The sequence below is a fragment of the Paenibacillus sp. TAF43_2 genome, from assembly GCF_052113545.1.
GTDB lineage: Bacteria > Bacillota > Bacilli > Paenibacillales > Paenibacillaceae > Pristimantibacillus.
On the sequence record NZ_JBFRDK010000001.1, the window covers coordinates 109607 to 125229 of the forward strand.

Genomic DNA, 15623 nt, shown 5'->3' on the forward strand with positions numbered 1-15623 from the left:
TTCCTAATTTAAGACGTAAAAAAACCTATCTACAACATGTACTAGATGAGCTAATATATTTCAATAATACCCGCATAAACGGCACTGGAGGACTTACGATGGACATACGCAAGCTTAGATTGGACGAGAAAGCGCTCGGTACTTTAAGCGAGGAGCGAGATGAGTATGAACGAGATTATGCGAGACTCATTCAATCTCCCGCCTTTCGCCGCCTGCAAGGTAAATCACAAGTATTTGGCGCAGGTACGGGCGATTACTATAGAACAAGGCTAACCCACTCTCTCGAAGTGTCGCAGATTGCACGCGAGGTTGCTCGCAAGTTAGGCAAACAATATGATTTCCTTGCGCGCAAGGAGCATCCGGGGCTCATATTAGATCCCGCCGTCGTCGAGATTGCCGCGATCGCGCATGATTTGGGTCATCCCCCTTTTGGACATAAAGGTGAAGAAGTGCTCAACCATTTGCTCATGGAGGAGTATGGCATACCATACGAGGGCAATGCGCAAAATTTTCGAATATTGATGTTTTTAGAGAAAAGGGCAGGAAGCGGGAGCGGCCTTGATTTAACTGCAGCTGTCTTGCTTGCTATTAATAAATACCCTTTTAGTCTCAGTGAGCCTGGCCGTCTAAAAGGGCTTTACAGCACAGAGTGGGGAGAGATTGAACAGCTTCGCCATTTATGGAAAATCCCAGAAGGCTGCTCAACATTGGAAGCACAGCTCATGGATTTATGTGATGATATCGCTTATTCCACACATGACATCGAAGACGGCATACGTGCAGGTAAAATTCAAATGAACCGCACTTTCTTTGAAGACAGCAGACTTATCGACCATGTTGTTCAGGAAATTGTCGAGGATAAAGGCAATACCGGAATCGGCTGGGGAGAGGTCGATATCCCTGCGATGGTGAAGCGTGTACTCGTCTCCTATTTCGAGCAGTGGCAGGAGCTGTATGCAAGCTGTGATCGCGAAGCCTCGCGCACAAGGCGGGAGATGAAAGCGCGCTGGGTCAGCTTGTTTGCAGGCAAAGTCGGCATTATAGACGATACATCGCGCAGCTGGAAAAAGGTCACGTTCGTCAACAATGGACAACAGGATATCGAGTTGCTCCGCACGATGGAGATTTTGAAGAAGCTTGCATGGGTAACACTCATTAAGGATTTCCGTGTTCAGCGCTTGCAAATGCGCAGTGAAATTATGATAAGACGGTTATGGGACAGCTTCAAGGTTCAAGAATCTGGTCGCCTTATCATTCCGCCAGACTGGATAGAAAATTACGAGATCCATAAGAACAAATGGAGCTGGCCGCGATTTGTTGCGGATTATATTTCGGGTATGACCGATGCTTACGCCGAGAAGGTGTACGCCGAGCTTTATGCCAGCAAATCAGGTTCGATTTATGAAATGGATTAAACAAGCTAAAACGCCTTCGGCGTCCTTCTGGCGCTGAAGCAGCTTAGACGGTGAAATATAATAAGTATGAGAAAATAATATACTTTCTTATATTTTAAAAAAAGCGCAGCTTTGGATGAGTGTAACTCATTCGAAGCTGCGCTTTTTGTTATGGTTTAGTCATGCTTAACATTGTAGCTAACCGCACTTGCAGAAAGGTCAGTAATATAATCGAAGAATCGAACAGGATCAACATCATAGACAAGGCTGACCGGGCGACCGCCTTCCACTTCCACCGTACGGCCTTGGCTAGGTCCATCCTTAATCACGCCGCTGTGTACCGTCTTAATTTCCACAAGATCCGGATTGCCGACAACAGCTGTCGTAAGCACATCCCACAAATAATATGTCGAGTTCGTCTCCATATAAACAAGTGGAGGACATGCAGCATAACATTGACCGACAAAATCTAGTCCTTCATGCTTGCGAAGCGATGCCCAGCGGTTGCGTACATCCATCGTAAGAGGTACTTTGTTCGTGCTCTCAAGCGCAACAAGCAAAATCGGAATGCTGCTTGCCCATACGCGGTGCATAGATTCAGGGTCCCAGAAAGCATTCCATTCTGCGGTTCCGTCATGCTCAGGCTCTTGAACATTGCCCTTCTCATTAAACGTGCCGCCCATCCATACAAGCTTCTCAATCTTCGCTTCCACATCCGGAGCTTCATCCAGCGCTCTTGCTAGGTCCGTAAGCGGACCTGTAAACAGCAATGTCACCTTCTCATCCGATTTGCGAAGCTGTTCAATCATATGTTGATGCGCTGGCAGCGCAGATACTTTCGTGTTAATCGTTCCTGATTCATTCAAAATAGGCAGCGCGTCCACAAAAAACGTATGCATACGCCATTCAGCAGGGAATGGGTTTACACCGCGTGAATTTGATCTAGCCACTTCAAGTGATTTATTTTTGACAGGGTCGCCAAAGCGGTCAATGATTTTGCTGCTGGCTTTGATGCCAGGCTCCAAATAGCCGTCGGCTGGAATAACGGAAACCCCAAGCAGTTCAACATCTTTCATTTGCAAAAGAAGAAAAAGCGATACCAGGTCGTCTACACCGGCGTCATGATTAAAATAAAGCTTAACTCCCATATCTATCCATCCTTCCTGAGTATAAAACGATATATCGTTTGTCCATCCTATATAGAGAGGAGGTGAATTGTCAATGGCTAAGGATGTACTGTGCGAAGTGAATTCATGCAAGTTCTGGGCAGCAGGTAATCACTGCGGCGCCTCTTCTATTTATGTGGTCAGCAATCGCGGCAAGCAAGCCAGCAACTCCGAAGAAACAGATTGCAAAACGTTTGAAGCAAAGATCTAACGAAGGGCATTACCAATAGTAAGCAGCGCAAGCGACTATCCTTCATGAACAATAAGGCTTGTCCGAATACAGCTTGCGCTGCGCTATTGCTTCTTATTTTGTGACAGGAACCGCGTCAAAATACTCTTCCAGCACTTCTCCGCTCTTCGCCATCTCAGTAGCCACGTCCACACCTACATACCGCAAATGCCAAGGCTCATATTGATAGCCTGTAATCTTTTCTTTGCCTTCCAAGTAACGAATAATAAATCCGTACTCATGCGCATACTTCTCAAGCCACTGCGCTTCCTTTGTATCTGCAAAACAATCGGCAGCCGCACACTTGCCGTCACTACCCGACACATCGATCGCCAGTCCCGTTTCATGCTCGCTTGTTCCCGGAAAAGCGCTATAGGTTCTTGCCTTTTCGAGTCCATCCCTCTTCACATAGCGATCAAAGAGCGTTGTTTGCGTCTTATGCGAGCGATAAGCCGATACACCAGCCAATTGGATGTTGTCATCCTCAGCGGCTGCAAACAGCTTCTCAAGCGCTGTAGCTGCTTCCTGTCTCATCATGCGTTTTTCAATTTTCTCAGCAAATATAAACCGAACGTCTGGATAAACTAAATCCGTGGGATTGTATTCCTCCGGAAGCTTGTGCTGCTTATTCACAAGCACCGCGATATCCTCTGGTTTGGCAATAACGACCATACCATCCTCAGTCTGCTCTGCTTTTCCTGTGCCAGAGCCCTTGCCGCCATTACCATTATTGCTTGAACCGGGCTTATCCGTAGCTGTTGGCTGTCCATCTGTTGGAGTTCCGCCGCTCGGCTTATCCGTAGGCTCAGAACCTATGCTGCCCGACACTTCCCCGCCGTTAGTGGAACCATCAGCGGAAGCTTGCTTTGGCGGAATCGTGGTTGTCTCATCCTTATTAAATAAAGAGTAACCAAACACCATTCCTGCGCATACAATAATAAACAGCAGCAGCCTTCTTCTTCTTTTTTTCATGATAAGCCTCCAACATAATTTTTTACATATATTTCATGTAATTATACTTGTATTCATGGTTTGTCTAATAGCATCTAATTAATAGACTACTAAATCAGCAATAATGTTTCAATCTAATAGCTTGGAAATGTTGTAATGAATAGGAATAATCAAAAATCCTTATAAATTTGTTATTTACAATAAATTATGATTGGACATGGAGGAGCCTTTTGCCTTTTGACATTCGACTATAATTAGGAGCATAATGGATAAGAATTTACAGAACGAACGTATATTATGATTAGCGGCCTGGCTGCCTCTGTGAGATGGCCAGTTTTTGCTGTGAAAGGTAGGCGGTTATATGACATTTTTAACTCCAAAACGATTATTAAGCACTCGTCCCATCCTTTTCTTTTCATTTATCATGCTTCTCAAAAGCTATCTGGCTTGGATGGTCATTTTCGAGGATGGTTTTTCGTGGACTACTATTTTAAAAGAAATTCCGTTTGTCCTCATTGTTTATTGTCTCATAGAGTGGTTCGCTTCGAAACGTAAACTTATTTACTATTTAATAGCAAATCTAGTAATGACACTCATATTATTTGCCGTCATTATGTATTACAAGTATTACGGTGTTATTGTAACCTATCTCGCTCTAGAGCAGGTAAACCAAGTCACCGCGGTAAAAAATAGCGTATTTTCACTGATGGACCCTTACTACTTGCTCATCTTTATCGACATTATCATTATGGCTGTGCTGTTGTTTAGACCTAAGAAAGCCGTGAATTGGAAGAAACAAAGCTCCGTCAAGGAAAGCAAACGACTTGTCCTTGCCCTGTTCAGCATTTCRATTGCGCTTTGCTTGTTCAACATTTTGCCTAACCGCGCCAGCATGAATGAGATCGTCAAAGCGGAGCAAATGGGCATACTCAATTACGAGGCTTATATGATTTTCAAGAACAAAACGATTGACTTTGTTGATCCAAACCATATCACGCAAGAAAAAATCGATTCCGTCAAAAAGATCGAAACACCTGCCGCTCCGCAGCTGTGGAAAACAGCAGCAGGCAAAAACGTCATCATTATTCAAATGGAGTCATTTCAAAACTTCCTCGTCAATTTGAAGATTGACGGAAAAGAGATTACGCCTAACATTAATAAACTGGTCAACGAAAACTATTACTTCAAGCATTTCTATCAGCAAGTCGGCCAAGGCAATACATCCGATGCGGAATTCGTCGTAAACACGTCTTTCTATATTCCGCCACGCGGCGCGGCAACGATGATTTATGCCGACAAAGAGCTTCCGAGCTTGCCGAAACTGTTGAAAGCAAACGGCTATGACACAACTACGTTCCATACGAATGTTGTTGAATTCTGGAATCGCGGCGAGCTTTACAAAGCGCTTGGTTTCGACCGTTACTACGATCAGAAGTTTTTTGGAGATGAAGATACCGTATTTTTTGGTGCTTCCGATGAGCAGCTTTACAAGAAAACAGCTGCTGAAATGTCACGCATGAGCGAGAATGGCAAACCATTTTATTCCCATGTTATTTCGATGACATCGCATCACCCATTCACCATTCCTGCTGACAAATACAAAATGACGCTCCCTGAGCGTTATGAGAAAACTTTTGTTGGTGATTATATCCGTGCACAAAACTACGCTGACTTCGCACTTGGCGAATTCATTGCAGATTTGAAGGAACGCGGCATTTGGGACAACAGCTTAATCTTGTTATACGGCGACCATCTCGGCCTTCCAGTATACTCGCTGGATCGTGATGACAAAGCGCTTATGGCTGAAATTTATGGTCATGAATACAGCTACACCGATATGATCAACATTCCGCTCGTTGTTGCATCTACAGGCGTAACAGAAGGCAAAGTATTTGATCAGCTAGGCGGTCAAGTTGACGTATTGCCTACGATCGCGAACATGCTTGGCATTTCACTTGATGATCATATCCATTTCGGCCAAGACTTGTTTAATCAGTCGTATAACGTATTGCCACAACGTTATTATCTCCCGACTGGCTCATTCTTAAGCAGCAAAGAGCTATTCATGTCAGGCAGCGGATATGAGGACGGCAAGCACTATTCCTTAGCCGGAGACGGCATTACGGAGCAGGCTGCGACAGAAGATGAGTATCAGCGTGCATTAGAGCTCCTCAACTTATCTGACAGCTATGTTAGCCAATTGCCTTCTTGGAAAACCAAATAATAAAAAACTAAAGGCTCCCCTTGAAGCGAATATCACGCTTCGAGAGGAGCCTTTTTTTACGCAAATGACAAAGCTAGCTGCTTTTTACCGCTTCAAGTACTTCCTTCACATGTCCATCCACGCTTACGCTGCGCCATTCCTTAACAAGCTTGCCCTGCTCATCAAGCAGGAAAGTCGAGCGCTCGATACCCATAAATTCCTCACCGTTCCAGCTCCGCAGCTTCCATACGCCGAACAGCTCCGAAACCGTATGCTCGGTGTCAGACAGCAATAGGAATGGCAGCTCATGCTTGTCTACGAATTGCTCATGAGATGCAAGATCATCTGGGCTGATTCCGATTACCTCCGTGTTATTCGTGCCGAATTCGCCGTTAAAGTCACGGAAATCGCATGATTCAGTCGTACAGCCGGGCGTCATGTCGCGCGGATAAAAATAAATAACGAGCTTCTTGCCTGAGTAATCTGCCAGCTCAACTTCTTTGCCATTGGATGCTTGCAGCTTAAAATTCGGGACCTGGTCCCCTACTTTTAAATGTTCTCCCATCGTTGAATGCTCCTCTACTTTTTATTTTCAATCAACAATCCTTGCTCGCCTTCCGCCAAGTACAACTCACCCAGCCCGCGCACGGTCACATGAACTGGGAAGCTCTCTGCGGTTTTGTTCGTAAAATGCCAGCGTCTTCCTTTTCCAACCACTATAAATATACCATTATCATCGCCGATTGGATTGAAATTATCATTGCGCGTCCTATAGGTCATGATGCCAAGCTCTGCAAATTGATCGACTGCTGTAGGAACGTCGCTGGTCGTTATGCCAATTTCACTGATACAAAGAATGTCTTGCTGCGGGTCAAAGGGACGCTCAACACCGTTATCCATCGTATGGCGAGCAATCAACTCTAAAATATTACCCGACGGGTCTTCAAAATAAACAGAATGCGAGTTCCATGATTCACTATACGACACATCCTGACCTGCCTCCGTACCAATCGGAACAAGCGCTTCGATCCACTTTTTTGCTTCCTCGAGCTTATTCTCAGGAATCGTAAAGGCAAAGTGATAACAATACGCTTCAGCAGCTTGATCACCAGTCTCTTGGAAGGTCAGCTCGCTCCAGCCTGCCTTAACGGTAAAGCTGTCCTTCTCGGAGCGAATAACCGGCAATGCCAGCACATCCCTATAAAAAGGCAAAATGCTTGCTGCTTTTTCAGTCAAAAGCACCAGCTTTTCTATAATCATTTTACACCTCGTTATGTTCGTGATACAAAACACTTTCCGTTACGAAAGCTTTTGCCTGTGCTTTATCATCATATAGACCATATGCGAGCATGAGCTTAGTTATTGCAGCCTCAACCGACAGCTTCTCAATGACAATGGCACCCGCTTCAATAAGGCGCAGCGACGACGAATATAGGGCTGCCGAACGATCTCGGATCGGACATATGTATACATCGATGCCAAGCTTTTTACAGTTTGCAATAAACGCAGGAAGAGAGTACGGCCCTGCTTCTATTGCGCTTGCTRTACCCGAATGATGCAAATCATGGAGGATCGCCTTCGGCCGAATCGTTGTAAAATCATACAGCGAATAGTTCAAGCCCGGATATGGCCGAATATAGACGATGCTGGAATCGAGCTTAAGAGTATCCGGCTCCCATGCAAACGACGCTTTAGGCTTGGTACTCAGCGCTTCCGGTCTTGGATTTCTATCATGCTCCAGCCAGTTGAACATTCGGTCTGCCATCTTTCCGTACGGCACGCCGTAGGGGCTGCCGAATTGATCCGTAAAGGACATCGCTTGCGTAACTCTAGTTGCTAAGTAAACAAGTGCATCCCCTTTGTCATCCTCGTAAACGACAAATACGCCCGGCAGCTGTGCATCCACTACAAAATCGATTGCGTTTGCAAAATTACGGCGCCCATTGCTTCTTTCATCGGCAACCGGATAATTGCTGGCGGTCAGCACAATTGGAATTTTTGTATCTGCGAACAAATAACCGATCATCGCTGCGCTATAAGCCAGCGTATCCGAACCATGGGTGATGACTATCCCAGCATACGAGTCTGTATCTATTCCATGGACAGCCTCTGCAAGCGCGATCCAATCCTCGGTCGTCATATTTTCACTTAACAAGTTAAGCGGCTGTATCGCATCAAGTCTAACATCATCGCGCTGCTCAGCACTGTTGATATAATCATCTATAAGCGAATAAGATCCCGCGTCATTAACATCGATGCCGTTTCCCTGCTTTTTGCTTCCAATGGTCCCGCCTGTAAAAACAACCAATAACTGCTTCACAAATGTTCCTCCTTATTGTCCTGCAATCGCTAGCCAGCGATAAAAAAAGATAACTTCTACTATCGTATATGCGGCTCTACACTCTGGTCAAGGCACAAGCTCTATCCTTACATGTTGCCCTGTGCAACTCGCTTCATACGAGATCACATCGCCTATTCATCCAATTAAAAAAAGAGGTGCTGGGCATTTGCAACTCACATGCCTACAGCATCCTCCATTCATTTAATCTCGCTCCTGTTTTCCTTGCTTCCGCCAAAAAACATCGAACTGCTTAAGCAATTCCTCCGTAGAAATGACATTCATCAAATGTTGTCGACCCAAATCCGTTCCCATTTGAAAAAATTGACTATAATTTTTATAATAGCTCGGTTTTCTTACGCCCTGAAATCGATCGGGGTCATTTGCCATCAGCATATAAGGAGCATACGGCCCAGTTGAATACTTCTCCTCTTCAATCGTATTGTTATAGATGGATATAACGCCTGAGGCATCAGCAAAGGCGCGATTGTTCTCAATCGATGACAAATAGGAAATGAATTTCCAAGCCTCATCCTTATGCTTAGACTGGGAAGCAATCCCCCAGCCGGCTGCACCAACGTTGTAATGGGAGATCCCATCAGGCCCTGTAGGCAAAGGGGCTGTTGCCCACTGGCTGCTCTCAAGCTTTTCCTTGATCATCTCTATCACGTCTGAGTCTTGGATAAGCAAAGCCGCATTGCCGTTCACAAATGCTTGAACCTGTTCATTAAAGCCCCAATCTATGGACGCAGGGTCTGAAATCTCTGTATAAATCTTCTTGTAAAGCTCAACAGCCTCTGCTGCCCGCTTGCCTGAGAATATCGTCGAGCCGTCCGTATTAAACATGGAATCGCTTATATCGACTTTCTCTCCGTTATAGTCCTGAACGATTGAAGACAACGTATTAACGGCACCACTGCCTCCGCGAAAGGAAAAGCCATATATCCTCTCCATCGGCTTCGTCAATTGCTTGCCGACAAAGAAGAGCTGCTCCCATGTTTCTGGCACTTGCAGCGCCTTGGCATCGAACCAATCCTTGCGATAATAAAGCTGCACTTGATAAAGACTGCTCGGAATATAATAAGCAACATCGCCTGCATCTCTAGACATCAGCTTTGCATTATTGTTAAGCAGCATATAGTTGCTCCATGATGAAATATAACTCTCCAAGCTGGTTATCAGACCACTTTCCGCAAGCTGATGTACCGTAACGTCACGCACCTCAACAATATCAATCGCTTGGTTCTGCTCCAGCATCGTCAAGATCGTCTGATCAGCGGTCTCGTATTCTGATGTCACTCTCACAATCTCAATGGTTGGATTGTCGAGTTCAAATTGTGCAATTAATTTGTCTAATTCCACTGTCCGCAGCGGCGTCATTAGGCTCTCAATAATTTTTAAAGTCACCTTATTCGGAGCTGGTGTCTGTTCAAGGGGTTCCGGACTATTTGGATTAAGCGTACAACCGCTTATGAAAGATATCATGATAATTAACGAGAGCGGGTATAGTGCTTTGCCCATTTGAGTGAGCTTCATAAATTCCCTCCCGATCAAAAAGTAATGATGCATAACCATTACTTTATTTATCGGCTGCACGCGCTTCAATCAATACAGCTGACCTCTTCTTTTTTTGCAGACTACCACAGATAAAATTGAACGAGCGCTCTTATTTATTGCGCGTAACTCATCAAATGCCTCACTGTCTCATCGATGAGCCCATCGTGGACGGTCGGATTATAGTTCAGCCGGTCGTGATAGCCGATAAAGATACATCTTCTACGCGCATCCTTTTCCCTCAAGCGGCGCCAGCCCTCCTCCAGCTGATTGCAATAATCACGGGAAGCCTCCGCTGGTACGAGGAAGAGAACGCTGCTGCAGCCTAGCTCAGCGATCTCCCTTAGCGAGCTCGTATCAAGAAATCCGATCTCGTGTGCCGACTTCGGATAGGTCATTTGCAAATCATCATAAAAAAGATCCTTCATCTTGCGGCGGCGCGGGCCAAATATACGAAAGCCCGTTTTTCCGGCATGAACAATTAAGATAGGCTCATTACCTAGACTGTTTTTGAGCTGCTCACGAGCGTTTTGCACCTTCATCTCATAATAAGATAACCAGCGCTCTGCTACGGTGGACAAGCCTAATGCATTGCTTATCTCAAGCAGCCGCTCCTTCCAGGAATAAGCCTTCCAATCGAGCATCAGAACCGGAGCGATAGCCGAACATGCCGCGTACATTTCCTCATCCAGCATACCTGCCAATATGAGATCCGGCTCTGCTTCACGCAGCTGCTGAAGAGCCCGTTCATGCTGGTGAGTGCTCAACCGAATAAAGGACAAGCAAGTAGGCATGCCGATAGCTGATAGGTCGCCCGCGAACACAGATACAAGCGTGGCTACTCGTTTCTTCGCAAGCTGAGCATATTCCGTAGGAGCCAGTCCCATATGTTTCTTAAACAGACGGCTAAAATAGTACTCGTCAGGATAGCCGACGGAATGGGCCACGTCGACGATGGAAGAAGACGTACCTGAGAGCATGCGCATAGAAGCATCGAGCCTCAGCTTGGTCATATATTTAAGCGGTGTAAGTCCTGTATAACTGCGAAAGGCTTGATAAAAACGGCTCGTACTCACCCCTGAGGATCTTGCAAGCTCCTCCATATCCATCGGTGTGCTTAACTGCTCAATCATAAACTGCTTGGCTTGCTCGACGTAGCCAATTAAATCAGCTTCGGTCTCTCTCGGCTGCTGGACGGACTGAATGAGCGCAGCGACCATTGCATAAAGCTGTGATTGCAGCTGATAGTATAAAACCACATCATCAGTACTGCAGTCGCTTTGAAAGTCCTGAAGCCAGCTTCTCGCCTGCGGCAGCCTCAGCAGTTTTAATCCCATACTGTCTCGGTAAGGGAGCATCTCTGCGCCTGCTGCTGTCGAACCGCTTCGGAAGCGGATAAGTACGATTTCAGCTAGATGGTTGCCCTCATTAAGCAGCGTACATTCACAATGGGACGGAATGAGAAACAACTCACCGCCAACGGCTTTTTTAGTCGTGTGCTGCCCCTTCTTCACAATGGAAACCTTTATTTTATGTTGAAGCACAAACGCAAAGCATTGCTCCTCACGATTGTTCAACTGCATATGGTGCAGCGACGGGAGCTTTACTTCCTCCGTGCCAATATAGAGCATTTCACCGTACTTTGTTTGATTCGGTTGCTGCGACATGCGCGCTCACATCCTTAATAAACAATTTTATTTTATAAATTGTAAATAATAATAATTATCATTGTCAATGCTGTAAGTAGAGTAAGCTTATTCCAAATGACAGCTGATGAGCGATCCCTTATGTTTCACTTCACCCTCAAGCATTGAAAAACAGAAGCTTTCCTTATCATAAAAATCGAGGTGACTTAACTTGAAGATGTCTACTAACGATGTTTCCAATGAGCATCATCAACATAGCAAGGAAGAGCCTAAAGTCAATCCGCGCAGCAGCAAGCGTTATTTTGGCCGCGGCGGCGTGAAGATTGCGCTTATGAAGCTGCTCATCGACCAGCCAATGCACGGCTACCAGATGATGAAGGCTTTAGAGGAGCAGTCTGGCGGACTTTATGTACCAAGTGCCGGCTCCATTTATCCCACGCTTCAGATGCTTGTGGGATCCGGCTTCGTCTCCGTTCAGTTAGAGGATAGCGCCAAAAAAGTCTATAAAATTACCGAGCAAGGTCGTGCAGAGTTGCAGCTGCTTCCTGAAAAAACGAGACATAATAACGCCGGGGGCGGCAGCGCATCACCAAAAGCCGAATCATTCCGGAATGAGAAAATTCGGATTAAGCTTGGATTATCGATTGAATCCTTTAATCTGCTTAAGCTGGTAACACGCGCCGAACAAGAAGCATCCGCGAGCAAAGAGCAAGCAGAAGAGCTGCAGCGTCTGTTAACTGAGCAGCAGCAGCAAATCAGCGCCTTTCTCGATGGGTCCGTGCAAGATGCGAATGCAGCTATGGTTCCATACGAAATGGCCGGACGTTAAGTAACAAGAAAAGGGTTATCGCATAGGTCTTTGTCATGCACCAAAGACCCTGGATAACCCTGCTTTATTAACTAGTGAGTTGAATCATGCGAAACATGATGACCCTTAAGCGTTTGACCGCTATGCAAACGATTCGTTTGCTCAGCATCCTGTTTGCGTCCCATAAACGGCCACCAGTTAGCAGGACCGAAAGTGCGTACCATAACTGGAATGAATAATGGAAGCATCAACAATGCATAGATGAACAGTCCACAAAGCACAATAGTCGCAATTTGCAGGAGTGACATAACTCCTGAAGGAAGCATCGCTGCGAATGTTCCGCCTAGAATAACGGCTGCAGACATAATAACCGTACCCATGTTTTTCATCGCTTCCAAAATGGCTTCCTGAGGCGACAGATGGCGGTATTCTTTAAAGCGATCCATCAAGAAAATACTATAATCAATTCCTAGTGCGACGAGCATGACGAATCCGAAAAATGGAACCGCCCAGCTAATTCCCGACTGCCCAAGCAGCCTTACGAATATGACCTCTGCAATCGCCATCGAGGAATAGAACGTAACGAGAAGCGATGCGATCATATAAAGCGGCATGACGATCGAGCGGAACAAAAGGATAAGGATAATTGAAATGCCGATGAGCATGAGAATAACTGTACGCGAATAATCCGACGCTGAAATATTGCTCAAATCGTTATTCATACTCGTTACACCGCCGACAGCCACCTGTGATCCGTTATAATCGGTGTTTTGAATCGCGCGGTGAACAGCTGCTTCCAGTCCATCGATTTGCGCCATCGTTTCCTGGGCATACGGATTGCCTTTAAATATGACATCGAACTTCGCTGTTTGGCGATCCTCCGACATATACACATTAAGGGCAGCCTGAAATTCCTTGTTTGCAATGGCTTCCTCGGGAATATAAAAGCCCGTCATTTGCTTATTCGGCGATTCCGCTAGACTATTCAAATATCCGCCAGCGGATGTGAGTCCATCGGTTACCTTCGTTAAGCCGTCAACGCTTTGATCCAAACCGCYGGTCAATTCGCCCAGCTGATCGTTTAGCGATGCAAACCCAGCCTGCAGTTCCTTCTGACCATCCGATAGTTCATTAAAGCCCTGTGTGACACCAGGCAGCTTCGATACAATTTGACCTTGGCCTGCGGCTGCCTGCTCAATTCCTTTTTGCAGTTCTCCAAGTCCTGCAGCAAGCTTGCCAAGACCCGAAGCTAGCGCCGTTTGCCCTTCACTTGCTTGCAAGAAACCGGCATTTGCTTGGGTCATTCCCGCTGAAATGCCTGTCAGCTGCTCATTAAGCTGAGACAACTGCCCGCTGATTCCTGCTGCTCCTTGCTGGAGATTTCCAAGAGCAAGCATCGTTTGTTTAAAAGTCTCATCGGTTTGCAGCTCTGGGTGACTTTCCTGAAGTGCAGTCAGACTTTGCTGTACGCCGGATAACCCGCTCGCCAGCTTCTCCTGTTCGGATGCAATCGCGCTATATGCACCTGTAAGCTGACCAAGACCGCCGCCTAGCTGCTCGTAGCTGCTAAGCAATTTACGGCTCGCGCCTGCCAGCTGCTCCGCACTCGCCTGCGCCTGCTTCAAGCCCTCGCTAAGCTCTCCCGCACCTGCAGATCCATCCTGCAACCCTTGCTGAATCTTCTTCAAACCTGCGCCAAGCTGTACAATGCCAGCCTTCAGCTCATTCGTACCATTAACGAGCTTACCAGCGCCGTCAACAGCTTCATTTAATTTTGGCTTATTCTCGCTTAACGCGCTGCTTGCCTCGGAGAGACCATCACCGATTTTGCCCAAGCCTTCGCCGCTTTGACCAAGCCCGCTCTCAAGTGTGGTAACTTGATCTGCCACGAGAAATTGCTCCATTACATCACCTGTAGGACGAGTTGCACTGCGAACGGCCTTGATGCCTCCAGAATTCGCAAGCTCGCGGCTGATTTGCTCTAGTACAGCAAGCCCCTCAGGTGTGTCCATCGGTTTATCAGCTTTGACCACAACGGTAGTAGGCAGTGAATCACCAGGTCCAAAGCTATCCGCAATAATGTTGAACGCTTTAACGGAGTCATACTTATCGCCAATCTCATCCAGCGAGTTGAAAGAAATTGTACCTTTATACGCTGTAAGGAAAGGTACGATAATTACTGCCAAAATAACGAGCGCCCACAAAGGGCGTTTTAGTGAAAACTTACCCACCGTACCCCAAAGCTTGCTCGGCTTATGCTCAAGCGAGCCTTTCGCCGGCCAAAACAATTTTGTACCCAGCACTGCCATAAAAAACGGCACGATCGTAAACAATGCGATAAGCAGTACCGCAACTCCAACTGCAACGGCTACGGCAGAGCGGTAAAGCATAAACGTTGAGAATCCGATTGCTGAGAATCCCACCAACACAGCTAAGCCAGAAAATAATACGGTTCTTCCCGCAGTGCGGTAAGTTTGAACAATTGCTTCTGTCTTGTCGCCGCCGCTATGCGTCAATTCTTCCTTGAAGCGGCTAATGAGCAGGATGCAATAGTCTGTGCCGATCCCAAATAATACGGCAACTAGGAAAATTTGCGTGAAGTTGGAAAGCGGAAAATCAAAATATTTAACTAAAAACGCAATAACGGATTGTGATATTAAATAAGTAAATCCAACGGCCACTAGCGGTACGAGCGGCGCAATCGCAGAACGGAATACTACAAACAAAATAATTAAAATAAATCCAAGCGTAATAAACTCGGTTTTCTTAAGCCCTTCCTGCGAGCTTTGTACAACATCCTCAGAAATAAGCCAGTTTCCTGTATAATAATGCTCTACCTTCACATCTGAAATCGTCTCATAGAGACCGTCTCTCAGCTCAGCAAGCTCACGGTCGCCAGCCTCGACATTAACGAGCGCAAGGATGGTGCTTCCATCCTTCGATACCATTTGCTCCTCAAGCTCTTTGGTATCAAAATGAGTCGTCACGGAGAGAACTCCGATAGCCTCGCCTTTGCTCTTCAGCTCATCGATTCCTCTCTTCACTTCCGCTAAATCGGCGTCCTTCAGACCGCCATCCTTATGGAATACAAGCACGGTAGGCATTCCGCTGCTGGCGCTTGCATTATCGCCTCCGCCAATCGATTTCTCAAAGTCCCTGGCGACCGACGAAGAATATCCATCAGGCACGTTGATTTGCCCTTTCGTACGAACAAGCTCTTCCATATTCGGCGCGCTGAGCATCAAGCCTACGGCAGCAGCAAGCCACAATATAAGAACAAACCATCTAAATTTCAAAACGGTTCTCATCTTTGTTCCCCCTCAAATATAATAAA

The 15623-nt window shown here is 46.2% G+C and carries 12 protein-coding genes; 4 read left to right on the plus strand and 8 right to left on the minus strand.

Annotated features, from left to right (window positions below):
* The first annotated feature begins 98 nt into the window (after window positions 1–98).
* A complete protein-coding gene (locus tag AB4Z17_RS00520; protein ID WP_076266300.1) occupies window positions 99–1415 on the plus strand; it encodes a deoxyguanosinetriphosphate triphosphohydrolase family protein in 1317 nt (438 codons plus the stop codon).
* A gap of 155 nt (window positions 1416–1570) precedes the next feature.
* Here AB4Z17_RS00520 and AB4Z17_RS00525 read toward each other — a convergent pair whose 3' ends face one another.
* Window positions 1571–2542 (minus strand): nucleoside hydrolase, encoded by a 972-nt coding sequence (locus tag AB4Z17_RS00525; protein WP_441910120.1) that lies wholly within the window; start codon window positions 2540–2542, stop codon window positions 1571–1573.
* A gap of 73 nt (window positions 2543–2615) precedes the next feature.
* Here AB4Z17_RS00525 and AB4Z17_RS00530 point away from each other — a divergent pair, with 73 nt between their 5' ends.
* On the plus strand, window positions 2616–2771 hold the full coding sequence (locus AB4Z17_RS00530) for a DUF1540 domain-containing protein (protein WP_076266302.1): 156 nt from the start codon (window positions 2616–2618) through the stop codon (window positions 2769–2771).
* 93 nt (window positions 2772–2864) lie between these two features.
* On the opposite strand, the gene AB4Z17_RS00535 is transcribed toward AB4Z17_RS00530, so the two are convergent.
* On the minus strand, window positions 2865–3761 hold the full coding sequence (locus AB4Z17_RS00535) for a M15 family metallopeptidase (RefSeq protein ID WP_441910119.1): 897 nt from the start codon (window positions 3759–3761) through the stop codon (window positions 2865–2867).
* A 340-nt stretch (window positions 3762–4101) separates the two neighbouring features.
* Between AB4Z17_RS00535 and AB4Z17_RS00540 the strand changes: the two genes are divergently transcribed.
* Window positions 4102–5964 (plus strand): LTA synthase family protein, encoded by a 1863-nt coding sequence (locus AB4Z17_RS00540; RefSeq protein ID WP_339205448.1) that lies wholly within the window; start codon window positions 4102–4104, stop codon window positions 5962–5964.
* A gap of 73 nt (window positions 5965–6037) precedes the next feature.
* On the opposite strand, the gene bcp is transcribed toward AB4Z17_RS00540, so the two are convergent.
* From bcp to AB4Z17_RS00565, 5 genes are all read right to left on the minus strand, one after another.
* Window positions 6038–6508: a thioredoxin-dependent thiol peroxidase gene (bcp, locus tag AB4Z17_RS00545; protein ID WP_339205449.1), complete on the minus strand. Its 471-nt coding sequence runs from the start codon at window positions 6506–6508 to the stop codon at window positions 6038–6040.
* A gap of 14 nt (window positions 6509–6522) precedes the next feature.
* Complete coding sequence (locus AB4Z17_RS00550) at window positions 6523–7203, minus strand: VOC family protein (protein ID WP_441910116.1); 681 nt, start codon at window positions 7201–7203, stop codon at window positions 6523–6525.
* 1 nt (window position 7204) lies between these two features.
* Window positions 7205–8263 carry an asparaginase gene (locus tag AB4Z17_RS00555; RefSeq protein WP_441957453.1) on the minus strand — a complete coding sequence of 353 codons (1059 nt, stop codon included), beginning with the start codon at window positions 8261–8263 and terminating at the stop codon, window positions 7205–7207.
* Between the two features lie 222 nt (window positions 8264–8485).
* Entirely contained in the window at window positions 8486–9817 is a 1332-nt protein-coding gene (locus AB4Z17_RS00560; RefSeq protein WP_441957455.1) for an ABC transporter substrate-binding protein, read from the minus strand.
* Between the two features lie 134 nt (window positions 9818–9951).
* Window positions 9952–11502, minus strand: a complete 1551-nt coding sequence (locus AB4Z17_RS00565) for a helix-turn-helix domain-containing protein (RefSeq protein ID WP_441910113.1) — start codon at window positions 11500–11502, stop codon at window positions 9952–9954.
* 196 nt (window positions 11503–11698) lie between these two features.
* Here AB4Z17_RS00565 and AB4Z17_RS00570 point away from each other — a divergent pair, with 196 nt between their 5' ends.
* The gene (locus AB4Z17_RS00570) at window positions 11699–12310 is read left to right on the plus strand and encodes a PadR family transcriptional regulator (RefSeq protein ID WP_441957457.1); all 612 of its coding nucleotides are present in this window, start codon (window positions 11699–11701) and stop codon (window positions 12308–12310) included.
* Window positions 12311–12381: 71 nt separating this feature from the next.
* Here AB4Z17_RS00570 and AB4Z17_RS00575 read toward each other — a convergent pair whose 3' ends face one another.
* The gene (locus tag AB4Z17_RS00575; RefSeq protein ID WP_441957459.1) at window positions 12382–15597 is read right to left on the minus strand and encodes an MMPL family transporter; all 3216 of its coding nucleotides are present in this window, start codon (window positions 15595–15597) and stop codon (window positions 12382–12384) included.
* Between the last annotated feature and the right edge of the window lie 26 nt (window positions 15598–15623).